The organism is Methanothermobacter sp. KEPCO 2 (assembly GCF_041228365.1).
Lineage (GTDB): Archaea > Methanobacteriota > Methanobacteria > Methanobacteriales > Methanothermobacteraceae > Methanothermobacter > Methanothermobacter marburgensis.
Genome location: NZ_CP166185.1, coordinates 533,849 through 557,202, shown reverse-complemented (window position 1 = coordinate 557,202; position 23,354 = coordinate 533,849). Strand labels below are relative to the sequence as shown.

20 protein-coding genes are annotated in these 23,354 nt (G+C 52.5%); 14 read left to right on the top strand and 6 right to left on the bottom strand.

Translation table 11 applies throughout. The annotated features are described in order from the left end of the window. Positions 1 to 25 precede the first annotated feature (25 nt). Positions 26 to 391 carry a thermonuclease family protein gene (locus AB9H23_RS03040; protein WP_370005922.1) on the bottom strand — a complete coding sequence of 122 codons (366 nt, stop codon included), beginning with the start codon at positions 389 to 391 and terminating at the stop codon, positions 26 to 28. 263 nt (positions 392 to 654) lie between these two features. Here AB9H23_RS03040 and AB9H23_RS03035 point away from each other — a divergent pair, with 263 nt between their 5' ends. From AB9H23_RS03035 to AB9H23_RS03000, 8 genes are all read left to right on the top strand, one after another. Then, on the top strand, positions 655 to 3,120 hold the full coding sequence (locus AB9H23_RS03035) for a DEAD/DEAH box helicase (RefSeq protein WP_370005493.1): 2,466 nt from the start codon (positions 655 to 657) through the stop codon (positions 3,118 to 3,120). Positions 3,121 to 3,134: 14 nt separating this feature from the next. Beyond that, complete coding sequence (locus AB9H23_RS03030; RefSeq protein WP_370005492.1) at positions 3,135 to 4,049, top strand: ribonuclease H-like domain-containing protein; 915 nt, start codon at positions 3,135 to 3,137, stop codon at positions 4,047 to 4,049. A gap of 86 nt (positions 4,050 to 4,135) precedes the next feature. Further along, positions 4,136 to 4,378: a hypothetical protein gene (locus AB9H23_RS03025; RefSeq protein WP_370005490.1), complete on the top strand. Its 243-nt coding sequence runs from the start codon at positions 4,136 to 4,138 to the stop codon at positions 4,376 to 4,378. Positions 4,379 to 4,445: 67 nt separating this feature from the next. Beyond that, on the top strand, positions 4,446 to 4,772 hold the full coding sequence (locus tag AB9H23_RS03020; protein WP_370005488.1) for a hypothetical protein: 327 nt from the start codon (positions 4,446 to 4,448) through the stop codon (positions 4,770 to 4,772). Positions 4,773 to 4,868: 96 nt separating this feature from the next. Continuing rightward, positions 4,869 to 9,659 (top strand): DUF3320 domain-containing protein, encoded by a 4,791-nt coding sequence (locus AB9H23_RS03015; protein ID WP_370005486.1) that lies wholly within the window; start codon positions 4,869 to 4,871, stop codon positions 9,657 to 9,659. A gap of 39 nt (positions 9,660 to 9,698) precedes the next feature. Further along, the gene (locus AB9H23_RS03010) at positions 9,699 to 11,666 is read left to right on the top strand and encodes a histidine kinase dimerization/phosphoacceptor domain -containing protein (RefSeq protein ID WP_370005484.1); all 1,968 of its coding nucleotides are present in this window, start codon (positions 9,699 to 9,701) and stop codon (positions 11,664 to 11,666) included. Positions 11,667 to 11,777: 111 nt separating this feature from the next. Further along, the gene (locus tag AB9H23_RS03005; RefSeq protein WP_013295697.1) at positions 11,778 to 12,062 is read left to right on the top strand and encodes a hypothetical protein; all 285 of its coding nucleotides are present in this window, start codon (positions 11,778 to 11,780) and stop codon (positions 12,060 to 12,062) included. Continuing rightward, positions 12,059 to 12,307, top strand: a complete 249-nt coding sequence (locus tag AB9H23_RS03000) for a hypothetical protein (protein WP_013295696.1) — start codon at positions 12,059 to 12,061, stop codon at positions 12,305 to 12,307. The genes AB9H23_RS03005 and AB9H23_RS03000 overlap by 4 nt, the downstream gene beginning before the upstream one ends. A 71-nt stretch (positions 12,308 to 12,378) precedes the next feature. On the opposite strand, the gene AB9H23_RS02995 is transcribed toward AB9H23_RS03000, so the two are convergent. Then, positions 12,379 to 13,077 carry a hypothetical protein gene (locus AB9H23_RS02995; protein WP_013295695.1) on the bottom strand — a complete coding sequence of 233 codons (699 nt, stop codon included), beginning with the start codon at positions 13,075 to 13,077 and terminating at the stop codon, positions 12,379 to 12,381. Between the two features lie 239 nt (positions 13,078 to 13,316). Here AB9H23_RS02995 and AB9H23_RS02990 point away from each other — a divergent pair, with 239 nt between their 5' ends. The 4 genes from AB9H23_RS02990 to AB9H23_RS02975 all read left to right on the top strand — a co-directional run bounded on the left by AB9H23_RS02990 (position 13,317) and on the right by AB9H23_RS02975 (position 16,529). Then, entirely contained in the window at positions 13,317 to 13,589 is a 273-nt protein-coding gene (locus AB9H23_RS02990; protein ID WP_013295694.1) for an ATP cone domain-containing protein, read from the top strand. 264 nt (positions 13,590 to 13,853) lie between these two features. Continuing rightward, positions 13,854 to 14,729, top strand: a complete 876-nt coding sequence (locus tag AB9H23_RS02985; protein WP_013295693.1) for an extracellular solute-binding protein — start codon at positions 13,854 to 13,856, stop codon at positions 14,727 to 14,729. A 70-nt stretch (positions 14,730 to 14,799) separates the two neighbouring features. Then, positions 14,800 to 15,486 carry an ABC transporter permease gene (locus AB9H23_RS02980; RefSeq protein WP_013295692.1) on the top strand — a complete coding sequence of 229 codons (687 nt, stop codon included), beginning with the start codon at positions 14,800 to 14,802 and terminating at the stop codon, positions 15,484 to 15,486. Positions 15,487 to 15,488: 2 nt separating this feature from the next. Then, positions 15,489 to 16,529: an ABC transporter ATP-binding protein gene (locus tag AB9H23_RS02975; RefSeq protein ID WP_013295691.1), complete on the top strand. Its 1,041-nt coding sequence runs from the start codon at positions 15,489 to 15,491 to the stop codon at positions 16,527 to 16,529. Here the strand turns inward: AB9H23_RS02975 and AB9H23_RS02970 are convergent. The 4 genes from AB9H23_RS02970 to AB9H23_RS02955 all read right to left on the bottom strand — a co-directional run bounded on the left by AB9H23_RS02970 (position 16,522) and on the right by AB9H23_RS02955 (position 20,023). Then, the gene (locus tag AB9H23_RS02970; protein WP_370005480.1) at positions 16,522 to 18,267 is read right to left on the bottom strand and encodes a thiamine pyrophosphate-dependent enzyme; all 1,746 of its coding nucleotides are present in this window, start codon (positions 18,265 to 18,267) and stop codon (positions 16,522 to 16,524) included. The genes AB9H23_RS02975 and AB9H23_RS02970 overlap by 8 nt on opposite strands. A 9-nt stretch (positions 18,268 to 18,276) precedes the next feature. Next, entirely contained in the window at positions 18,277 to 18,531 is a 255-nt protein-coding gene (locus AB9H23_RS02965) for a cytochrome b5 domain-containing protein (RefSeq protein ID WP_370005478.1), read from the bottom strand. 65 nt (positions 18,532 to 18,596) lie between these two features. Beyond that, on the bottom strand, positions 18,597 to 19,148 hold the full coding sequence (gene dps / locus AB9H23_RS02960) for a DNA protection during starvation protein (protein WP_370005477.1): 552 nt from the start codon (positions 19,146 to 19,148) through the stop codon (positions 18,597 to 18,599). A gap of 83 nt (positions 19,149 to 19,231) precedes the next feature. After that, entirely contained in the window at positions 19,232 to 20,023 is a 792-nt protein-coding gene (locus tag AB9H23_RS02955; protein ID WP_370005475.1) for a ZIP family metal transporter, read from the bottom strand. Positions 20,024 to 20,128: 105 nt separating this feature from the next. On the opposite strand from AB9H23_RS02955, the gene AB9H23_RS02950 reads away from it, so the two are divergent. Both AB9H23_RS02950 and AB9H23_RS02945 read left to right on the top strand, forming a co-directional pair. Continuing rightward, a complete protein-coding gene (locus tag AB9H23_RS02950; RefSeq protein WP_370005473.1) occupies positions 20,129 to 22,879 on the top strand; it encodes an ATP-dependent DNA helicase in 2,751 nt (916 codons plus the stop codon). A gap of 41 nt (positions 22,880 to 22,920) precedes the next feature. Beyond that, complete coding sequence (locus AB9H23_RS02945; protein WP_370005471.1) at positions 22,921 to 23,337, top strand: YkvA family protein; 417 nt, start codon at positions 22,921 to 22,923, stop codon at positions 23,335 to 23,337. The last annotated feature ends 17 nt before the right edge of the window (positions 23,338 to 23,354 follow it).

The following is a 23,354-nucleotide window of genomic DNA, read 5'->3' as shown; positions in this document are numbered from 1 at the left end:
CGTACCTGACACCATCCCTATCATTTCAGGTCCACTCATATGGGTTGAACTCAGATGGTGGAATGTACATGACCTCAGCATATCCCCTCCTGAGGAGTTCCCTGTTTATGTTGACTCCGTCCACGTAGACCACGGCGAGGACCCTCCTGTATTTATCATGTCTTTTTGCATCGTCTATGTCGAGCTGCACGGTCCTTGAGAGGCACATGGATTTCATGAAGTCCTTCGCCTCCCTGTAGCCAGGCTCCCCCCTCTCAGGGGTGTTGACACCCACAAGGCGTATCCTCCCTGTGCCTGAAACATCGATGGTGTCCCCATCAACAACATAGGTGCAGACTCCACTGGCATCATATTCGCCTTTTCCCGAGGCATTACCTGTATCTGAGGTCATGTAATCCTCTGGACTCACATCAGAGTAATTACTGAGGTTCTGGTTCTGGTATTCTGATTCCTCTGATACACAGCCAGCCACTGCAAGAATGGCAAGTGCAAGGATAATCACAATTACTCTCCTGATATTAACACTCCCCTCTTCACTGTTAAATAATATGAGTTTACATGTATATATTAATTTTGAATCATGTGGGGAGGGATCCATGAACTGAAAAACATTTAATAGGATCGTCCCCCAATTCTATTAACATGGTTAAAAGGGTGCTTGAGAGGTTCACCAGGGACTGGCGCTTCAGGGATGCGGTGGAACACGTTGAGACGGTCCCCGCAAGGAGAGCTGAATACGCGGAGGTCAAGGATCTTCCTGAGAACATCAGGGAGTACCTTGAGGGTAACGGCATCAGGCTCTACCGCCACCAGGCAGAGGCCCTCGAGGCAGTAAGGGAGGGCAGGAACATCCTCATAACAACCCCAACGGCCTCAGGGAAGACCCTGGCCTTCAACCTCCCAATAATGGAGACCCTAACCCTTGATGGGAGTGCAACGGCCCTCTACATCTACCCTGCCAAGGCACTCTCAAGGGACCAGCTGAAGGTTCTAAGGCACCTGGAATCTGAGCTTGGAATCACACTGAACCCGGCAACCTATGATGGGGACACCCCCCGGGGGATGAGGCCATGGATACGTGAGAACTCACGGGCAGTCCTCACCAACCCCCACCAGCTCCACCGTATCCTCCCATGGCACCACCAGTGGAGGAGGTTCTACAGTAACCTCAGGTACGTGGTGATAGATGAGGCCCACCAGTACCGGGGTGTCTTTGGATCAGGTGTGGCGCTCCTCATAAGGAGGCTAAGGAGGATCTGCAGGCATTACGGTTCAGATCCAAGGTTCATCCTTGCAAGCGCAACCCTGGCCAACCCTGAGGAGTTCTCAGCTAAACTGACTGGCCTGGATTTCCATGTTATCTCAGGGGACACATCACCCTCCGGCCCCAGGCACTTCGTACTCTACAACCCCTACAGTAAGAGGGGTGACCCATCGGCGCACCTTGAAACCTCATCCATACTCACCTACCTTGTTCTGAGGGGTGTTCAGACCCTCTGCTTCACGGTTTCAAGGAAGATGGCTGAACTTGTAACCCGCTGGACCAGGGAACAGCTTGACAGGGAAAACAGGAAGCTCATTGACCGTGTGACATCCTACAGGGCGGGTTACCTTGCAGATCAGAGGAGGATGATAGAGTCAGGGCTTAGATCCGGGAAGCTCCTGGGAGTAACCACCACCAATGCCCTGGAGCTGGGGATAGACATCGGGTCACTGGACGCCGTCATAATATCAGGGTACCCTGGCACCATGATATCCACCTGGCAGCAGGCAGGGAGGGCAGGGAGGAACAGGAATGACTCCCTTGTTATCCTGGTGGCATTTGAGAACCCCCTGGACCAGTACATCATGAAGAACCCCTCCTTCATCTTCGAGAGGCCCCATGAGAACGCCATAATCAACCCTGAAAACAGGTTAATACTAAGGAACCATACGGCCTGCGCGGCATCAGAGTTACCCCTCACCCTCGACGACTTCCTGGACCACGACTTCAGCATGGCGGTGGCAGGGGAGATGCTCGACGGGGGCGAACTTGAAATCTCACAGGAGGGACTGGTGTGCAGCACCGACCCCCATTTCAGGTATGGCCTGGATGATATCTCATCAGATACCTTCACGGTGATATGCGAGGGCAGGACACTCGAGACCATGAGCCGGTCCCAGGCCTACAGGGAGGCCCATGAGGGTGCGGTGCTCATGAACCACGGCAACACCTACATCGTACGGGACTTTGATCTGGAAAATAGGAGGATAACCGTCGAGAGGAGGGACGTGGAGTACCATACATCGGTCCTCAGGGAGACTGAGCTCAGGGTGATCAGGAAACTCAGAAGGAGGCGGGTGGGAAGCCTTGAGGTTAACTTCGGGGAGGTTGAGGTTACAGAGCACTACACCGGTTACAGGGTCATGAACTACAGCAGGGTCCTGGGTAAGAGGGACCTTGAACTTCCACCCATCAGGTTCAGGACCAGGGCACTCTGGTTCACGGTACCAGAGACTCTCAGGGAGAGGGTTGAAGGGGAGTACGGGGATGATGAAACATTTGAGGGCGGACTCCACGGGGCTGAACACGCGCTCATAGCACTGTTCCCCCTCCATGTGCTCTGCGACAGGATGGACATAGGGGGACTGTCAACCCCATGGCACCAGGACACACAGGAGGCAACTGTGTTCATCTACGACGGCTTTGAGGGTGGCATAGGACTTGCTGAGAAGGGTGTTGAGGTCTTCGAGGACCTCCTCAGGTCGACACTTGAACTTGTCTCATCCTGCGGCTGCAGTGACGGGTGCCCGTCATGCATCTACTCACCAAAATGCGGCAACGACAATTCACCGCTCCACAGGGACGCCACAGTGATGATACTTGAACACCTGATGGGCAGGGTCTCGGGAGATGCCCGGGAGGAAAGCAGTGAGGAGGCCCCTGACGCCCTGGAAGAGGTTGAACTCCTCTGCAGTGAGGGAAGGCTCTCTGATGCCAAGCTGAAGCTGCATGAGATCCTTGAGGATGAGCCAGAAAATGCGGGGGCATGCTACCTCATGGGGGCCATCCTCAGGGAGCAGGGGGAGGCTGAGATGGCAGATTACTTCCATGAGAGGGCCAGGAATGGAATGAATTGAATGGGGGATACTGGATGTTTGAGAAACTCAAATGGAACCTCATGAGGGAATATGAGGGCATGGAACTTGAGGAGGCCATCGGGGCATCCAGGGTGACCGCGGCTGGATCAGAGGCACTTGAGGTATCCTTCACCAGGAGGGTGAAGTTCAGGGTGCGGGAATCAGTGGATGACATCCTCTCTGACCTCAAGCTCCTCAGGGGTGTTGGGCCGGTCACCGAGGAGAGGCTGAAGTCTGAGGGGTACCTCACGGTTCCAGACCTCCTTGCACATGAGAGGTACCGCCATGAGGCCTCCAGGGTCCTTTCCATGATCCAGTCAGGGGATGTGTACAGTCTGAGGTGTTACCTCAGCGCCTCAGCATCCGATGAGAGGGTGCTCGGTGCACTGGGGCTCCTTGAGGGTGAGATGTTCACCTTCCTTGACATCGAAACCCTCGGGCTCTCGGGCGAACCCGTGATACTCACAGGTATGGCCTGGATTGAGGATGGTAAGATCCATGTGAGGCAGCGCCTCGCCCCTGAACCCTCCATGGAGGCCGCCGTCCTTGAGATATTCCACCACATCCCACCAGATTCGGTCCTTGTAACATTCAACGGGGCAAGCTTCGACATACCATATATAAGGAGGAGGTCAGAGTTCCATAACCTGAGTAACCGGCTGGAGCAGTGCCATGTTGACCTCTACCATGTGTCAAGGCGCCTCTGGGGTGGCAGCCTACCTGACTGCAAACTCTGCACAGTTGAAAGTCACATCCTGGGTGTGGAGAGGGACCTTGACATTCCAGGGGCATATGTGCCCGACTACTACCACACCTATCTCTCAACCGGCAACCCGGGGCCCCTTGTACCCGTGGTGGAGCACAACAGGGAGGATATAATCAACATGGCCCTCCTCCTCTCACACATCAACTCCGGGTCCACTGATTGAACTGTTATGATGCTGATGGGGATTCTGAAGGTGAAGAACCCAATAAATAAATATTCCCTTTAACATAATATCTGGTGGTGTTTTACATGGATATCCTGATTCTTGTAAACCGCGTGGCGGGGCTCATCCTGGGGGTCATGATAATAGTCTCATGTCTCAGGATAATCTCGGAGCTGAGGTCCAGGGAACTTGCAGTCTCCATGCTCTTCCTTAAGAGGAGGGAGTCCAGGATTATAGCTGCGTCCATATTCATAGCATCCATCTTCACGGTACTCGTGGGCCTCACATTCATGGGGGACAGTCAGAGTGCGTGGTTGAGGGTCTGCTGAACCTCAACGCCCTCTTCCTCCTTGTAGCGGCGGGACTCCTGGCCTCAGTCATGGGGGGTGATGCCTGATGGTCCCTGCCTGGCTCATCATGATACCACCCATCCTGACCCTGTACTTTGCAGCGAGGATACTCCTCAACAACCTGAGATACGGTGAGGCGGCCCTTGGGATGCTCTTCTCCAACATCAATGAGACCACGCTCCTCCTGAGGGTATTCGCTGTTTCAATGATACTCTTCTCGGCCACGAGGGTGATGGACCTCATTGATTTCTTTCACCCGATACCCTGGAATGATGAGATAATAGCCGCCATAATATGGGTGGTTGACATCGTCCTGGTCTATGTCTTCTACAGGGTTGCCGCCACCACAGCACCCAAGGAGAAGAAGATCTGATGGGATGAGTGCAGACAGCTAATGATCTTTATAATAGAATCTGAATGTAGGGCCCAGTGCCTCGGTGCGGGATATAACTGTTGAGGGAGAATCTGAATGGATAAATCTGCAAGGAAGATCATCGAGAGGGAATTTGAGAACCTGAGGGAGAAACTACTTGACCTCACAATGCGAAACCAGCTCCTGAACTTCAGGCCAAGGTCAAGGACGGTTGAGGTTGTGAACCACGACCCTGAATACATATACACCTACCTTGTCCTCAATGGGGGTAAGATGAAACTGGCCCCCAGGAGGGAACCTGAAGAGGAGACTGACCCCGGTAACGACATTGAGGACACTGAAGGTGAAGGGGATACCGTTAACGAGCTGGAGGACCCTGACAGTGAAGAGGAGCCTGACCCCGGTGATGACCTGGAGGACCTTAAACCCGATGATGAGAACATCCTACTGACTGACCTCACAGAATCTGAACTCCAGAGGAGGCTCTTCTACATCAACCAGAGGGCCAGGACGATGATCCAGGAGCAGGGCTACAACATACTCTACCTCGCCCTGGGTTTCCTTGAGTGGATGGCCGCAGATGAACCTGACATCAGGAGGGCACCTCTCGTTCTCGTCCCGGTGGTCCTTGAGAGGCGAAGGGCTGGCTCATCATTCTCACTACGCTGGGATGGCAGCGAGATCATAACCAACATGTCGCTCCAGGCCAGGCTCAGGGAGGAGGGAATCGAACTACCCGAGTTCAGAATGCCCCAGGGTCCATCAGGGATCTCAGAGTACCTCAGAAGGGTTGAGGATGCTGTGAAGTCCATGGATGGCTGGGGGGTCACCGATGAGATCCAGCTGGGTTTCTTCTCATTCACCAAGTTCCTCATGTACATGGACCTTGACCCGGCATCCTACTCAAACTGGGATGAGATAGTTGAACGCCCCCTCCTTAAGGCCCTCTTCTCCATTGAAATCGATGAAGACGACGGGGAGGTGGACATAGACAGCATCCCCTACAAGGACCTCTACCATGTGGTTGACGCCGACTCATCCCAGATAGCGGTTATAGAGGATGTGAAGGCGGGTAAGAACCTTGTGGTTGAGGGGCCCCCTGGGACAGGGAAATCCCAGACCATCGTTAACCTCATAGCCGAGCTCATGGCCGCAGGAAAGACTGTGCTCTTTGTGAGTGAGAAGATGGCGGCCCTCGAGGTTGTGAAGAGCAGGCTTGACTCCATAGGCCTCGGACGATTCTGCCTTGAACTCCACTCCCACAAGGCCAGGAAGAAGGACGTCCTCAAGGAACTGGAGTCAACCCTCATGGAGGCAGAGGCAGAGAGGCCAGACGCCGAGAGGGAGTTCAGGAGGGTTGAGAAACTGCGCGATGAGCTCAACGAGTACAGGAGGGCCCTCCATGAGCCACTGTACAGCATACAGCTCTCACCCTTCCAGTTATTCGGGATGAAGGAGAGCTCAGAGAGGTACTTCAATGGTGAGCTGCCATTCGTCAGGATACCCTCACCTGAGACCATAACCCCCGATGAGTGGGACGAGGCCCTGGTGGAACTGAGGAACCTTGCAAAACTCGCAGAACTCCTCCCACCCCTCCATGAGAACCCCTGGTCAGGCACCGACCCCGGGATGATGCTACCCTCCGATGTGAGGGAACTGGAGGTCCTCCTGGAATCGGTGATGAAGGTTACCGATAAACTGATGGCCGCACTCAGGGAATTCCAGGAGAGATACGGCTTCAAGCCTGTTAAGACGGCTGGGGACCTTGAGAGGCTCGAGGAGGTGGTCTCTGTGGTTGCAGACTCACGTCCATTCGACCTTGGTGTCCTTGAATCAGAGATCTGGGACCGCTACAGGGCCGACGCCTTCACCCTCCTTGATAAACTCGAGGCCTACACCCGCAGGAGGGAGATACTCGACAGGTTCCATGAATCTGTCCACAGCGTGGATCTGGAGGCCCTCCTCAGGGAGTACCTCAAGGAGTCATCCAGCAGGATAAAGTTCCTGAGCGGCAGGTACAGGAAGGTGAGGAATGAGATAGACGCCCTCTACGTTGGAAGGGCTCCTGAGAATGACTATGAAGTCGTGGAGGACCTTGAGAACCTGATTGATGTCATGAGCCTCAGGGGGGAACTTGAAAGGTACAGTGGGGTGGCCGAGAGGTTCTTCGGTTCAATGTGGAACCCGGAAAACCCATCCATCCAGGACCTGAGGGCCACCGCGGAGTGGATAGTGAGGTTCAGGGACCTCCACAGTGAGGGCCTCATATCAGAGAGGACACTGGAGTGCATCTCTGATGGCCTTGAAGGCGATAAACTTCTCTCTGAATTCCATGAAATCCTCGAAATCCACAGTGAACTTGAGGATAAACTTTCAAAGCTCCAGACAAGGATAAACACCCATGCCCATGTCATATTCAACTCAGCACCAGAGGAGGTTCCGTTCCGCGCCTGGAGGTCAAGGGTTAAGGCCTGGAGGGAGGCTCTCAACCTCCTCCCCCTCTGGTCCCAGTACCTTGAGAAGAAGAGGCTCTGCATGAAGACCCGCGGCGCAGCATTCATACCACTCATAGAGTCCGGGATAATCAGCATGGAGGATATAAGGCCTGCAATGGAGGGTAACCTTGCAGATGCCCTCCTTGAGAGGGCCTTCAGGGAGATACCAGCCCTTTACACCTTCATTGGTGACCTCCATGAGGCCAGGATAAGGGAGTTCAGGGAGCTTGACTCCAGAATAATCGAGCTCAACAGGAAGAGGCTCATACATCAGCTCACAAGCAACATGCCCACTGTCTTTGGAGGTGCTGCCCCGGACTCTGAGGAGAGCATCCTCAGCGGTGAATTCACACGTAAGAGGGGGCACATGCCCCTCAGGAAACTCCTTAAACTTGCAGGTGGCGTTATAAAGAGGATAAAGCCCTGCTTCATGATGAGCCCCCTCTCCATTGCCCAGTACCTTGACCCCAGGAGCAGCGAACTCCAGTTCGATGTGGTGATATTCGACGAGGCATCACAGGTTAAACCAGAGGACGCCCTGGGGGCATTTCTCAGGGCCAGGAACGCTGTGGTGATGGGTGACACCAACCAGCTCCCACCAACAAGCTTCTTTGACCAGATGCTCACATCAGAGGAGGACTCTGAGGACGTGGCCACAGCGGCTGACATTGAAAGCATACTACACCTCTGCAAGAGGAGCTTCCCTGTGAGGATGCTGAGGTGGCACTACAGGAGCCGGCACGAGTCCCTCATTGCGGTGTCAAACCAGGAGTTCTATGACAACAGGCTCCTGGTGTACCCTTCACCCTCAAGGGAGGATGGGGAACTGGGACTCCACCTCAGGTACCTTCCAGACACGGTATATGAGCGCGGAAGAACTTCATCCAACCCCCTCGAGGCCGCAGCCGTTGTTGAGGCCATAGAGGAGCACTTCATGAGGTACGGCACATCAAGGAGTCTCGGTGTCGGAACGTTCTCTGTTGCCCAGATGAACGCCATCCTCGAGGCCCTTGAGGAGAGGTTAAGGGAGAACCCTGAACTTGAGCGGCTCATAAACCAGGAGACCGACGAGCCATTCTTCATAAAGAACCTTGAAACCATACAGGGGGATGAGAGGGACGTTATCTTCATCAGTGTGGGCTACGGCTTTGATGAGAACGGGAGAATGTCCCTCAACTTCGGGCCACTGAACCAGGAGGGCGGTGAGAGGAGGCTTAACGTCCTCATCACCAGGGCCCGTGAGAAGTGCGTGGTGTTCACCAACTTCAGGGCATCGGACCTTAAAACCGGACCGGGAACCCCCTTCGGTGTCAGGGCACTTAAGAGGTTCCTCAGGTACGCAGAGACAGGTGTGCTTGACTCAGATTCCACCAGTAATTCACAGGGCCTCTTTGAGGATTCGGTATATGAGTTCCTGGTTGACCAGGGATTCGAGGTTGACCGGGGCGTTGGGTGCGCCGGTTTCAGGGTTGACTTCGCTGTTAGGGACCCCGATGACCCTGGCAGGTACATTGCAGGGATCCTCACCGATGGTGAGATGTACAGCAGGGCGGAGGTTGCAAGGGACCGTGACAGGCTCAGGGAGGAGATCCTCAGGAACCTGGGCTGGAACATCATCCACCTCTGGTCCTCGGACTGGTACCGTAACAGGGATGAGACACAGAGGAAGGTTGCAGATGGGCTCTCTGAGATAGTTGAGAAAACCAGGGAATCCAGGGAGGCGCATGATGTGACTGAGGTGGGGGTTCCGGTGGAGGTTGATGACCCTGAACCCCCTGAGGTTGATGAGGATTTAGATGAGTCCACCATGGAAGAGCAGGATGCAGCAGAACCCGTGGAGCTTCCCGATGAATCCAGGGGGGAGGCTGTTGCCAGTTACGTCGAATACAGCACCGATAAGTTAAAAAACCCCGACGACCTCTACAAAAACCCGACACCCGTGATATCATCCGTTGTGAGTGAGATAGTATCAATGGAGGGTCCTGTGCATGTTGAGGAGGTTATAAGGCGTATAAGGGAGTCATGTGGACTCAGAAGAGCAGGTAGAAGGGTGAGGAGCATAATAAACTCTGCAATTGAGATGGCAGAGAACAACGGTAACATCAAGCGGAGCGGCGACTTCCTGCTCCTCACAGAGTCCATGCCGGTCACCGTGAGGAGAAGGACTGGCAGGGTTGACATCTCACTCATATCCCCCATGGAGATCGAGGAGGCTGTGAGGATAGCCCTGAGGTCCACCTCAGAGATGGATGAGGTTGTAACAAGGGTTTCAAGGATGTTTGGCTTCAAAAATACCAGCAGGAAGACTGCCACAGGTATCAGAAAGGTTATAGAGGAGATGGCCCGGAGGGGTGAGGTGGTGGTTGAGGATGATAACATCAGGCAAGGGTGATGCAAGCATACCGCCATTTAGATTTGCATGGAGGCGTATATGAACGCCTACTCAATCATATCCCTTTTTGCATCTGTGATTGCATTCTACACATCGGTATTCATCTACTACAGGAACCCCCGGAATAATCTCAATCTGCTTGTATCCAACCTTGGTGTTGCTGTATCATTCATGGCCTTCACCGAGTTCGTCTACCGGACAGTGGCAGCACCGGGGGATGCCATCATATGGCTCAGGCTGAGCCTCCTCTGGCCCATTATACCTGCAATTCTCCTCCACATATCCCTCACCTACACACGAAGAAGGGTGGGTAAACCGGCACTTGCAGTAATCTATGCACCTGCACTTATCTTCATATTAACGGGACTCCTCACTGACCTCTTCATTTCCGGTCCACTCCTCACATATTATGGCTGGACCTACGCCCTGCCGGAACCACCTCTGGTCTTTGCACTCTTCTCGCTCTGGACCGTTACCCTGACACTGACAGCGGCAGCCATCACCCTCAGGGACTACCTGAGATCCCGAGGGTACAGGAAGAGGGAGTCCCTCTACATATTCACGGGTCTTTTCGTGCCTCTGATTGTGAGCTTCACAACTGACTTCATCTTCAGGGACCTTATGGGACTGGTCTTCCCGGAGTTCACCCAGACCATGCTATCCATTGGCCTGCTCTTCATTGCCTACGGGGTCTGGAGGTACGACTTTCCAGAACTCTCACCTGCCATCGCTGCAAGGAGCATAGCTGATGTTATGCCCAACTTCCTCATCATAACAGACCTTGAGGGGAGGGTTACAAGCTGCGGCAGGAGCGTCCATGAGAAGCTCTCCTACAGCTCAGAAGACCTGCGGGGTAAACCATTCTGGGATCTGTTTGACCCATCTGACAGGGAGATGCTCAGGGAGGTGGTCTCTGGTTTTAGCTCATCTGAAATGGAGACCAGGATAATCTCATCGGACGGAAGGACAACTGACGTTCTCCTCACAGCATCCCCCATAAGGGGGCGCTTCAGGGAGCCCATTGGGTTCGTATTCATTGCAACTGATATAAGCCTCCAGAGGAGGGCCACAGAGAGGCTCCGTGAAAGTGAGATGAGGTTCAGGGGAGTTGCAGATAACATATCAGATGGTATCGCAATAACCGATGAATCAGATACTGTAATCTACTGGAACCGGGCACTTGAGGAGATAACCTCAACTGGAAGGGATGATGCTCTGGGAAGGAAGATGCCTGAGATATGCTCCGAGGTGATCCTTGAGACCCGTGGAAACGATGAGTTCCTCATAAGGGGTGAGAGGGTGGTCAGAATCTTCAGATTCAGCATCATGCCTGGTCTTGGAGCTGTGCTTGTGAGGGATGTTACAGAGGCCAGGAGATATGAGGAATCACTGATATCCGCCCTCAGGGAGAGGGAGACACTTATAAGGGAGATACACCACCGTGTAAAGAATAACCTGCAGATAATATCAAGTCTCCTGAACATGCAGAAGCCCTACATAAGGGACGCTGAGGACCTCAGGATATTTGAGGAGAGCCAGACCCGTATAAAGTCCATGGCCATGATACACGAGAACCTCTACCAGTCAGAGACCCTCTCAGAGATAAACATGAGGAACTACATCTCACGCCTTGCAACTGAAATCCTCTCAACCTACGGGGCCTCGGGTATCGTATCAGACATCAGAGTGGATGATCTGAGCCTTGATATTGAGCTGGCGGTCCCCCTGGCCCTCATAGTCAGTGAACTTGTCACAAATTCAGTAAAGTACGCCTTCCCTGATGGCAAGGGGAGAATCATAATCAGCTTTAACCTTAAAGGTGGGGTGTACCTCCTGGATTACAGGGATACAGGCCAGGGGCTTCCAGAAGATTTCAGTTCAGGTTCATCGGATTCACTGGGGATGACCCTTGTGAGGGCCCTTGTTGGTCAGCTTGACGGTGAACTTGAAACCTTCAATGAGGGAGGGGCGGTTTTCAGGATAACCTTTCCTGAGAGAAGTTCCTGAACCGTGTGATGAGGGGACAATACAATGATAAACTGTTTCTAGTGAAGTTCCTGAACCGTGTTAGGGAAAGAACTAAATTATCCAGTGGACATATATGTACATGGTGATAGGATGATCCCCTATGGACGTGAATTTCAGGTGGCCCAGCTCATATCCACAGTTATAACCGGTCTGAGCCTCATCTACATGCTGAGGGTCTCTGCCCATGACGGCAGGTGGATCCCCATGACCATCGCGGTTTTCATGCTCTTTATATCAACTGTGTTCGGTTTTATGAGGGAGATAATGGCATTTGATCTTATGAGGACCATTGAGTGGGTTTTCATCATGCTTGCAGCGGCAATGTTCCTCTATGCCTCACTGAGGTCCAACAGGAAACTGGAGGCTGAGACATGATACTAGTTCTCCTAAAGGCCGCATCCCTCATATTCATAACCCTTGCAGCAGCGGTTTCTGTGAGGAACTACATGCTCACAAGGTTCGCATCAGGGGTCTGGGGATTTGTGTCCATGGGACTTGTAAGTGGTGCCATAATCGTGGCTGTGAGGTTCATAAAGGAGTTCATACCCCTCATGGAGTTTGAGGTGGTTAAAATCTGCCTTCTCCCCGTTATGATGGCTTTCATCCTTGCAGCGTCATGAGCTTAACAGAGACATACTGAAGCCCATCTAGTTTTACTATTCGTAAGTTAGAGGGATGATCTGATGCCTATCTAGTCCTCCTCTTCATCTATCCCCTCGAACCTTGCTATCTCATCAACCCAGTCAAGGCAGTAGTTCTTCTCCTCAGCCCTTCTTATGAGTATTATGCCTGTCACTGCCCCAAATATACCTCCTATGAGATCTGTGAGGAGGTCCATCATGGTATCGGTGAGCGGATCCATAACGGGTGAGCCCTGGGTGGGACCAGTGGGGAGGAAGTGCTCTATGTGCCTGTAAAGGTGGTGGTCGTAGCCATACTCAACCAGTTCAAGGAGGGCGCCTATACCCAGTGTCACGAATATTATGAGGAACGCCATTATGAAGAGACTGGTCCTTATCTTCCCGTAGACGTAGGCGGTGTAGAGGAGCATCATCCCGATGAGGGCCACTATGAAGGGGACTGTGAAGTGCATGAACTTGTCATAGTAGGCTATTCTCCCGTACAGACCAAAGGTATTGCCCAGTATATACTCCAGTGCAACCACGGTGAGGAAGAGGATCTCTATCTCAACAGGGATGACGCTGAGGCCATCAGGGTGCCTGAGGGCCGGGAGGTACACCACGGCCACCGCAAGGAGCGTCATGAGGCCGAAGACCTTTGTGCCCCCGGCCCCGAAGACCACTATTATCAGGCCCATAACCACAAGGAATATCCTCATTGCCGTAAGCAGCTTTCTCTTCCATGAACCGTTCTCTCTGCATTCATTCATCCTTCAACCTCTCCATGATGTACTTCTCGGCCTCATGAGGAGGCCCCCAGGTGATTCAGGTTCATCGAGTACACAATACATCATCAGATAGTCCCTTCCCGGGAGTCATTCCAGTACCATGTGTTTTGAATACCTTTATTTTTATGTAATCTGTTCTGAATAAGCTTTATGAGGTCCTTCCTTTTTTTAACTGGAAAAAAATTTATTGAAAGATGAACATAATATACAGGGTGATCATTATGAATGTGATAAAGAGAAGGGGTTCCAGGGAGGCCTACGACCCATCAAAGATACGGGCCTCACTTGAGAAGGCTGCCATTGATGCAGGTTACAGTCCTGAGGAGAAGAGGGAGATCATTGAGAAGGTCTACCAGACCGTTACAGAGAAGATAAAGGGTGAGGAGGAGATCAAAACCGATACCATAAGGATGTGCCTTTTAACCGAGCTTGATAAGTGCGAGCCCTACATTGCAAGGTCTTGGAGAAGATTTGAGAAGAAGTATAAGGGTTAGGGTCTGCTTTTTACTTTTTTTGAGGATTTGAGAAGAAGTATAAGGGTTAGGGTCTGCTTTTTACTTTTTTTGAGGATTTGAGAAGAAGTATAAGGGTTAGGGTCTGCTTTTTACTTTTTTTGAGAAAATGTAACGATAGTTTAAGATTTTGAGGATCACCACTCTTTTGTTTGAATAGCTGACACGACCTATTCCGTCATAAAACCGATATGCATATATATTGCATGTCGATACAGTATATCTGTTGTAATGGAGGTTCCAAGCATGGAGAAAAAATACGTTGCTATGGCGGCTCTTATTGCAGTGATCATAGGGGCAGCCATTTATGGGATATCAGACAATGGAAACAGGCAGATACTCAGAATATCCACAACAACAAGCCTGGAAGATACAGGGCTCCTTGAGAGTGTGGAGGCAGCATTCGAGAAAAAATACCCTGACATCGATGTGCAGATAGTTTCAGGTGGTACGGGTATAGCCCTTGAGCGGGGAAAAAGGGGCGACGCCGACCTCGTCATAGTGCACGACAGAACCAGGGAGAAGGAGTTCATAAAGGAGGGTTACGGTACAGGAAGATACCCCTTCGCCTACAATTACTTCTACATTGTGGGACCAAAGAGTGACCCCGCGAATATCAGTGAAGCTAAATCTGCAGAGGACGCATTCAGGAGGATCCTTGAGGCAGCAGCCAGAAACCCCTCTGTGAAATTCGTATCAAGGGGGGACAACTCAGGCACCAATTCAAGGGAGATAAAGATCTGGAAAAACGTAACAGACTACAACGCAACAGTCAATGGATCAGCATGGTACATTGAAACCGGGAGCGGAATGGGGGACACACTCAGGGTTGCAGACCAGAAGGGCGCCTACACACTCACAGATTCAGGCACATACCTTGCCTACAGAAGCAACATCACACTTGTGACATACCTCACACAGGATAAGGCGCTACTGAATGTCTATGCAGCAATACCCGTGAACCCAGAGAAGGTGAGTGGTGTGAACAGCGTGGCTGCAGAGAAATTTGTTGACTTCCTCCTGAGCGATGAGTGCCAGAAACTCATAGCAGATTACGGAAAGGATAAATACGGTCAGTCACTCTTCACAGCCCTCTTTGGAGGGGATGAACCAAAAAGCTAATAGGAATACTTAATATTTACTTTTTACTTACAGATTTCAACTGATTTAATTTTCCAGGAGATGCTGGGAATTGAATGAGATACTAACTGGATTCTTAAGGGCCATTGAACTCATGGCATCACTTGACCCTGAACTCATTGACATAACAGCAAGAACCCTCATGATCTCAGTCTCATCCACGGTCCTGGCATCTCTAATTGCAGTTCCGGTGGCGGCGATGATTGACCTGCAGGATTTCAGAGGAAAGAGGGCCCTCCTTAACATCATACAGACCCTCTACAGCATCCCCACGGTACTTGTGGGCCTCTTTGTATTCCTCCTCATCTCACGCTCAGGGCCACTGGGTCCGCTCAACCTCCTCTTCACACCTGCCGGCATGGTACTCGGCCAGACCATACTCATCCTCCCGCTGGTCACAGGTTTCAGCATCACAGCCCTCAGAAGTGTTAAACCGGAGCTCAGGGACCTTGCAAGATCCCTGGGCGCCACCGAGTTCCAGGTTATGCTGAGGGTCCTGGAGGAGGCAAGGTACGCTGTCATGGCAGCCATCATACTGGGATTCGGGAGGGCAATCTCAGAGGTCGGGGTCGCCATAATGCTCGGTGGAAACATAAGGGGCTTCACAAGGGTCATAACAACCGCCATATCACTTGAAACCTCAAGGGGAAACCTTGAACTATCAATAGCCCTGGGGATAATACTCCTCATCATATCACTGGCCGTTAACACAGTACTGAACCATTTCCAGGAGAAATAGTCATGAATGTGCTTGAACTCCACGGGATAGAAAAGACCTACCGGGACGTGAGGGTTCTGGATGATGTGAATCTTGAGGTCAGGGAGGGTGAGACCCTGGGGATCATAGGGCCCACAGGGGCAGGGAAATCCACACTTCTACGTATAATAAACCTCCTTGAAAGGCCTGACAGTGGCGAGATAATCTTCCAGGGCGAGAATGTGGCTGAGAAGAGGGAGGTGGATGTCAGGAGAAGGATGGGCATGGTATTCCAGAACACCCCCGTATTCCGGGGTACCGTGAGGGAGAGCATCCTCTACGGTCCCCATGTGAGGGGAATGAAACCAGAGGCCAGGGAGGTCCGGGAGGTCCTTGAACTGGTGGGCCTTGAGGACGCCTCAAGGAAAACCACTGAACTGTCTGGTGGTGAGAGGCAGCGCCTGGCCCTTGCCCAGGTACTCATAAACCGGCCTGAACTTGTGCTCCTGGATGAGGCAACATCGAGCCTTGACCCTGTATCCACAAGGAGGATGGAGGAGGTCATAGCTGGGCTTGACGTTACGGTGGTACTCACAACCCATGACCTCATCCAGGGCCAGAAGCTCTCTGACAGGATAGCCATACTCAACAGGAGGATCCTCCAGGTGGGTGAACCAGCTGAGGTGTTCAGGAGGCCTGCGAGCAGGTTCGTTGCAGAGTTCGTGGGTGCAGAGAACATACTGAGGGGAAGTGCCAGGGTAACCCCCGACGGTGTAACCCTCATAGAATGCGATGGCGTGAGTATCTACTCGTCAGAGGAGGCCGAGGGCATGGTTTCAGCCACCGTGAGACCCGAGGATATAACCGTATCCTGGGGGAGGGTGGAGTCAAGTGCACTGAACCAGCTCCGGGGGACCGTGAAGGCGATACGTGATTCAGGCACCCTGCAGGAACTTGAGGTCAGGTGTGGTGATGAGACACTAACTGTCCACATGACAGCAAGGTCACTCCATGATATGGGGATCACCACAGGCTCAGAGGTCTGGCTTGAATTCAAGGCATCCGCAGTCCATGTAATCAGATGAAGCGCCTCGGGTCGGTTTCGATGTCCACGACAACTGGCCCATCTGTTCCGAGGGCATCTGAAACAGCACCCTCCAGTTTGTCTGGTTCGGTGACCCGGATTCCCCGGCCGCCACAGTTCTCAGCGAACCCTGCGAAGTCACAGTTCTGGAGTTCGGTCTGCCAGTTGGGGAAACCCTCAACCAGCTGCTCCTGCATTATCATCCCGAGGCTCCTGTTGTTGAGTATGAAGACCCTCACAGGGAGATGGTACTTCACAGCGGTTAGAAATTCAGCCATGACCATGGAAAAACCCCCATCCCCTGTTATACATGCAACCTCCCTGTCAGGGAACTCCAGCTGCGCTGCAATAGTAGCTGGAAGCCCGAAACCCATTGAACCAAGGTACCCCGAGAAGATGAGCCTCTGGGTGCCCCTCATCTGGAAGTTCCTTCCAAACCACCAGCCGTTCTCACCAACGTCAAGTGCTATGACTGCCCCCTCATCCAGAAGGTCATTGAGGACAGCCATTATGTACTGTGGCCTTATAGGCCTTGAGGATGAGTCAATTTCAGATTCAAGAAGATCCAGCCACCTCTCCCTGAGTTCCCTGAGCTCTGCCCTGTAGGACTCCCTCCTCCTCTCACGGGTCATGGAGAGAATCTCAGGTACTGTGAGTGATGATCTACCCTCTAGGCCCATCTCAACCGGGTGGCGCCTTGCGATCATGAGGGGGTCCATGTCAATCTGCAGGATTCTCCCAGGGGGTAGCTGGGTGAGGTCAGAGAAGGATGAGCCGATAACAATGAGGAGATCAGATTTTCTAACAGCCTCGGCCGCTGCAGTGGACCCCAGACTACCGTGACAGCCCAGGTAAAGGGGGTGGTCGTTATCAACAACCCCCTTGCCCCTGAATGTGGTCACAATACCGGCCCCTATCCTCTCTGCAAGTTCAACAACACTCTCTGCCGCTTCAAGCGCCCCGAAACCAGCGATTATTATGGGGCGCTCTGCAGAATCAATCAAGGATGCAGCATCCTTCAGCTGACGTCTGGGTGGGGTCACCGATACCGGGGAGATCGAACCGGCCAGTGGCCTCACTTCGGCAGTGCACTCCATTGTCTGGACGTCCCTGGGGACATCAATATGTGAAACACCCCTCTCAATGATGGCGTGTTTCAGGGCCTCCCTCACAATCTCTGGGGTCTCATCAGGGCTTATGAGGGTCATGTTGTACACTGTCAGGGACTCGAAGAGGCTGTGCTGGTCTATCTCCTGACTTGCACCTGTCCCGATCCTGTAGGTTTCAACTTGTCCTGTCACAGCTATAACAGGTGCCCTGTCAAGGGCAGCGTCCAGGAGTCCGGTTATGAGGTTCGATGCCCCCGGCCCAGCGACTGCCAGACAGACCGCAGGGTTTCCTGTGAGTTTGCCATGGGCAGAGGCCATGAATGCCGCCGCTGCCTCATGGCGCACCTGTATGTACCTCACGTCACTGTTCCTTCGTATGGCATCAACAAGTCCCAGTGTTGATGTACCCGGTATCCCGAAGACGTACCTGACTCCCCAGGCTGCAAGCTGTTCTATAAAAACATCAGAGACCGTCCCCCCTGTCCCCATGGATCTGGAACCCAGCCTCACAAACGCATCCTTTGGTGCGTTGCATACCGGGCAGCGCCATTCCACTGGGAGTGAGTCGAATTCACCTTCATGTTCCTCATGGAAGATGTAATTGCATACTGTGCACCTGAAGTCTGCCATTTGAAGCCCTCATTTCACCTTCAGGGTACCCACCAGAGGGAACCTTTCAAGTAGTTCCCTGCCATGGGGGGCTTTCTCCAGCTCAGGGGTGAGATCTCTTCCTGCCCTGTGGGTGACCTGGTGGCGGCCATCCCTCCATAGGAAGCTCTCTGAGACATCGTAGACCCTGCCTTCGCATGCAACGTATGCGGGACCTGAAATCCCATCAAATTTTTCAAGCTCCTCAGGGGTGAACTCCCTCATTCCACCACCCAGCCGCTTCACGTCTGGCCCCAGTTTCTTCAAGATACTCCTGCGTTAACTCACCCATCCCAGCACCCTGGGAAAGACTATTCAAGGAATTTCCTCACAAAGGGTGAGGTTTCACCGCGCCTCATGAAGTGCCCTGCTGGACCCTCACCCAGGAACTCTGAGAACCAGGACTCATGCTGTATCTCCTCATGGAGTATCGAGAGTGCGAGGTCATAGGTCCTGTGGTCCTTACCAGCCGTTATATTGCATATGTGGGTGTACTGCCTCACAGCACACCTCTCTGCGGCAACAAGGACCTCCAGTATCTTCATGGTGTCAGTGGTCTTCTCAGGGAGGTATGCCGGGGGGCAGCCTGAGATATCATGGAATTCCTTCATATCCTGTGGGAGTTCACCTCCAAGCTCGTATATCCTTGGGACAAGTGCCTCAAAGTGGTTCCGATCCTCTATCCTTGCAGATTCCGCTATCTCCTTTATTCCCTCACCATCAAGACCTATCAGGTTGGCCCTGAGGATTGTGTAGTAGTAGAAGGTTGTGAGTTCCGCTGCGGCGTTCTTCACAAGGAGTTCAACGAGTTCATCCACATCTATACCTGAATTTTCAACCATTTCACGGGTAACCCTGGCCATACTATCACCTCTGAATATTATGTAGAACATCCCTAATAAACTGTGATAGTGAATATCCTTCCAGAGTAATTTCTGAAAAAATTTCAGGAAAGGGCCAGGTCAAGTATCATCATGAGAACAAAGCCTAAAAGGGCTGATACCGTTGCAAGGTCGGTGTTACCCCCACTCTGGCACTCGGGGATGATGTCCTCTATCACAACGAATATCATGGCACCCGCAGCAAAGCCCAGGGCGTAGGGCATGACCCATGAGGATGAGTAAACAAGAATAGCGCCTGCAAGACCCCCGAGGATCTCAACTAGACCCGATACCTGGCCATAGGTGAAACTCCTCCATTCGGATAAACCTTCGCCCCTCAGGGGCAGGGAGACAGCGGCCCCCTCAGGCAGGTTCTGTATACCTATACCCAGGGCCAGGGTGATGGGGGCTGCAAGTTCACCTGTGGCTGCAGCGGCCCCGAAGGCAACGCCAACCGCAAGTCCCTCCGGGATGTTGTGTATGGCAACGGCGAGGAGAAGGAGCCTGTTCCTCCTCCAGGTGGTGGGGAGCCCCTCGGCATCCTCAGGGTCGCATCCAGGGTGAAGGTGGGGTATGATCTTATCCACACCTGAAAGGAAGAGTCCCCCTGCAAGGAAACCAAGGGCCGGAGGTAACCACTCGGCATACCCGTTGAGGGCTGAAAGTTCAATTGCAGGGACCAGGAGTGACCAGAAACTTGCAGCGATCATGATACCCGCTGCAAAGCCAAGTGAGGCGTCAAGGAGTTTCCTCTCAGCCCTCACAGGGAGAAAAACCAGGGCCGCCCCTGCAAGTGTCATGAGCCAGGTGAAGACAGTTGCAAGGAATGCGTTGAGGATGGGGTCTGCAGGGTTCATTGTAGATTGTATGTATGCAGTGCCTTAATAATTATTCACCAGAAAACTCCATCAAACGGGGGAAAACATTAATATATTCACCACCCAATCTATGAAACAGTCACGATGACAGGATCACTCTGCAGGAAAGGGGAGGCGTGTACAGAGAACCAGAAGAGGGCCGTTAAGAAGACCGACGGGCCACTTGTAATTGTGGCAGGACCTGGTGCCGGGAAAACAAGGGTTCTTGTTGAGAGGACAGCTTACCTTGTTAAAAGAAAGGGGGTTAGCCCGGAGAATATACTTGTTATAACCTTCACAGAGAAGGCTGCAGATGAGCTGAAGTCAAGGCTCATAAACTGCGTTGGACTGGACGCCGAACTCATGCAGATATCAACCATACACTCATTCTGCAGCACCATACTCAGGGAGCACCCCGATGAACATGACCTTGGAGCCGGATTTGAGATTCTGGACGAGGAGTCCCAGCTGATGTTCCTCAGATCAGTCTTCTACAGGATCAGCCTCAATAGCTTCATGAAGATGGGCGAGGTGCATGAGGCAATCGAATTCTTCAACAGGTGCACCGAGAACTGCGTGGACCCTGACGAACTCATGGAGGTCCTCAAAAAACGTTACCCTGATAAAAAGAGATACCATGGCATGGCATCCTGCTACAGCCAATACCTGAGGGCACTCAGGGAAGAGAAGAAGATAGACTTCCCCGGACTTGAAAAGGAGGTTTACCTTCTCCTTGAATCAAACGAGGATGTTCTTGAATCTGTCAGAAATAAATACAGGTACATAATGATCGACGAGTACCAGGACACAAGTCCCATCCAGGAGAAGATATTCAGGACTATAGCAGGACCCGGATCAAGCATATGCGTTGTTGGGGATGAGGACCAGAGCATCTACGGGTTCAGGGGCGCCACCCCCGAGAACTTCATAAGGTTCAGGGACGAATACAATGCAGAGGTGGTGTTCCTTGAGGACAACTTCAGGTCAAGGGCAGGGATAGTGCTCACAGCCGACAGGTTCATGAGGGGGGAGAGGCACTACCGGAAAACCATAAAGCCTGTTAGGGGCGGCGGAACAGACGTTGTGATACTCAAGAGCCGTGATGTTAACTCCGAGGCCCGGAACATAGCATCACTGATAAAGAAACTCAAATCCACAGGCAAAATCCCCGACTATGGATACGTTGCACTTCTATTCAGGAGCGTGCGCTACCATGCAGATAAGATACTCAGGGAGCTCAGAAGGGAGGGGATCCCCTACATAGTCCGCGGTGACGGATCATTCCTCAAAAGGTACGAGGTAAGGAGGATGCTCTACTTCCTGGCCTACGTGGACCCCCCTGATTACGACGATAAATTCAGTGGAAGATGGGGTGGCTGGTGGAACATCTCCATGTTCCGCGGCGACTTCCTTGATCTGGGTAGGGAAACACTGGAGGCCCTTGAATCCCTTGAGAGGGATGTGAAACTCTCGGATTTCACCTCAATCCAGGAACTCCAGGAGGCGGGTATCAGGGGTGAGGATGCAGAGAAGATACTCGGCCTCAACCGGATCCGGGAGGAAATTGAAGAGGGCTCACTGAGTGTCCTTCAGACCTTCTACAGGATACTTGAGGTGACAGGTTACCTCAGAAGACTCCTCCTTGAGGGTAGTGACAAGAGCAGGGCAAGGATATTCAACCTCGCAAAGCTCAGTTCACTCATAGACAAGTATGAGACCATAAAGCCGGGGGCCAGGATACAGGACATCCTATGGTACCTCTACCTCCTCCCCCAGCACCTCCACCATGACGAGGCCGTCCTGGAGGACCCGGCATCAGTGAAGGTCATGACCGTCCACCAGGCAAAGGGCCTTGAGTTTCCGGTTGTGTTCATCTGCTCGGTCATAAAGGGAAGGTTCCCCGGTATAAAGAGAAGGAGGAAGGAACTGGTGCCCATCCCCCGGGAACTGCTTCTCTCATCTGGGGAACCCGAGGATGAGGACCGTAGGCTCTTCTATGTTGCAATGACAAGGGCCCAGGACGCACTGATCATCTCCACCGCACCCAGAATCAACACGAGGAAGGTTGGGATCTCACCATACATCACCGAGTTAAGGGAGAAGTGCGGGATATACGAGTGTGAGTGCACATCCATTGAGGGGTGCCTTGAGAGGGAGTGGTCAGAGGAGCCCCTGAGGATCAACTTCTCGGCTCTCTTCACCTACGAGGAGTGCCCCTTCAGGTACATGATGATCTACCATTACGGCTTTGTCTACCCTGAAACCTTCATGCAGCGCTACGGTATCATACTCCACAGGTGCCTCGAAGAGTTACACCTTGCAATGAAGAATTCGGAGGACATAAACGGGGCATTCATAAGGGAACTCGTTGAAAGGTGCTGGATACCCATGGGGAGAGACGATGAGGTGAAAAAGAGGCGCCTTGAAAGGGAACTCCTCAACTACTACCATGACAGCAGGGACCATATATCTGAGGTTGTCTCGGTGGAGGAGCCCTTCTCCATACCCGACGATCATATAATAATAGAGGGTCGGACCGACCTCATCATCAGGAACTCCAAGGGTGAACTGGAGCTTGTGGACTTCAAGGCCCGGGAGCATGGGGGGATTGAGAGGATGGGGCTCGAATACCAGCTCCGGACCTATGAGTATGCACTGAGGGACAGATACAATTTTGACAGGTTGTCGGCATACGCCATAAGGGACTCCATGAGGATGTCATTTGACTCCGACCCCGACTTCACTGTGAGGGAGAGGATAGATGAGACAGTTGAGAAAATAAGGAGTGAGTGCTTCGAGCCCCGCAGGAATCAGTTCTGCTCAAGGTGTGTATTCAGGAACTTCTGTGGGGTATAGGTCCGTGGACTTTACGCATTTGGGTGATTGAGGTGTTTCTGATGGATTTCACACATTTCTATGATGTTTTAAGGGAAAACATTAACAGTTACCGTGGAGAATATGAGAGGATAGTGGACTACGCCCCGGATCTTTTCCGGCTGCTGGCTGACGTGCTGAGGAGTGATGAACTGGGTAGTGGGGAGAGACTGAGGATATCCGCCGCCATGGGTTACCTGGTGGCACCCTACGATGTGATACCCGAGGAGATCTACGGCCCACATGGATACATAGACGACGTGTACCTCTGTGCTGTGGTTTTGGATGAGCTTGCATCCAGGCACGGGTACGGGTTCCTGGAGGAGTACTGGTCTGGTGATGAGGACCTCGAATACGTTATTGAGGAGTGCATTGAGAGGACCTCGGAGATACTGGGGGAAAAAACAGAGGAAATACTCTCATATGCCGGTTTGAGGTGAAATGTCTAAGTTTTATG

Excerpts from the sequence above, each read along its gene's own strand:
- AB9H23_RS03040 (WP_370005922.1), bottom strand. The coding sequence starts at position 391 with ATGACCTCAGATACAGGTAATGCCTCGGGAAAAGGCGAATATGATGCC.
- AB9H23_RS03030 (WP_370005492.1), top strand. The coding sequence starts at position 3,135 with ATGTTTGAGAAACTCAAATGGAACCTCATGAGGGAATATGAGGGCATG.
- AB9H23_RS03025 (WP_370005490.1), top strand. The coding sequence starts at position 4,136 with ATGGATATCCTGATTCTTGTAAACCGCGTGGCGGGGCTCATCCTGGGG.
- AB9H23_RS03020 (WP_370005488.1), top strand. The coding sequence starts at position 4,446 with ATGGTCCCTGCCTGGCTCATCATGATACCACCCATCCTGACCCTGTAC.
- AB9H23_RS03015 (WP_370005486.1), top strand. The coding sequence starts at position 4,869 with ATGGATAAATCTGCAAGGAAGATCATCGAGAGGGAATTTGAGAACCTG.
- AB9H23_RS03010 (WP_370005484.1), top strand. The coding sequence starts at position 9,699 with ATGAACGCCTACTCAATCATATCCCTTTTTGCATCTGTGATTGCATTC.
- AB9H23_RS03005 (WP_013295697.1), top strand. The coding sequence starts at position 11,778 with ATGATCCCCTATGGACGTGAATTTCAGGTGGCCCAGCTCATATCCACA.
- AB9H23_RS03000 (WP_013295696.1), top strand. The coding sequence starts at position 12,059 with ATGATACTAGTTCTCCTAAAGGCCGCATCCCTCATATTCATAACCCTT.
- AB9H23_RS02995 (WP_013295695.1), bottom strand. The coding sequence starts at position 13,077 with ATGAATGAATGCAGAGAGAACGGTTCATGGAAGAGAAAGCTGCTTACG.
- AB9H23_RS02990 (WP_013295694.1), top strand. The coding sequence starts at position 13,317 with ATGAATGTGATAAAGAGAAGGGGTTCCAGGGAGGCCTACGACCCATCA.
- AB9H23_RS02985 (WP_013295693.1), top strand. The coding sequence starts at position 13,854 with ATGGAGAAAAAATACGTTGCTATGGCGGCTCTTATTGCAGTGATCATA.
- AB9H23_RS02975 (WP_013295691.1), top strand. The coding sequence starts at position 15,489 with ATGAATGTGCTTGAACTCCACGGGATAGAAAAGACCTACCGGGACGTG.
- AB9H23_RS02970 (WP_370005480.1), bottom strand. The coding sequence starts at position 18,267 with ATGGCAGACTTCAGGTGCACAGTATGCAATTACATCTTCCATGAGGAA.
- dps (WP_370005477.1), bottom strand. The coding sequence starts at position 19,148 with ATGGCCAGGGTTACCCGTGAAATGGTTGAAAATTCAGGTATAGATGTG.
- AB9H23_RS02955 (WP_370005475.1), bottom strand. The coding sequence starts at position 20,023 with ATGAACCCTGCAGACCCCATCCTCAACGCATTCCTTGCAACTGTCTTC.
- AB9H23_RS02950 (WP_370005473.1), top strand. The coding sequence starts at position 20,129 with ATGACAGGATCACTCTGCAGGAAAGGGGAGGCGTGTACAGAGAACCAG.
- AB9H23_RS02945 (WP_370005471.1), top strand. The coding sequence starts at position 22,921 with ATGGATTTCACACATTTCTATGATGTTTTAAGGGAAAACATTAACAGT.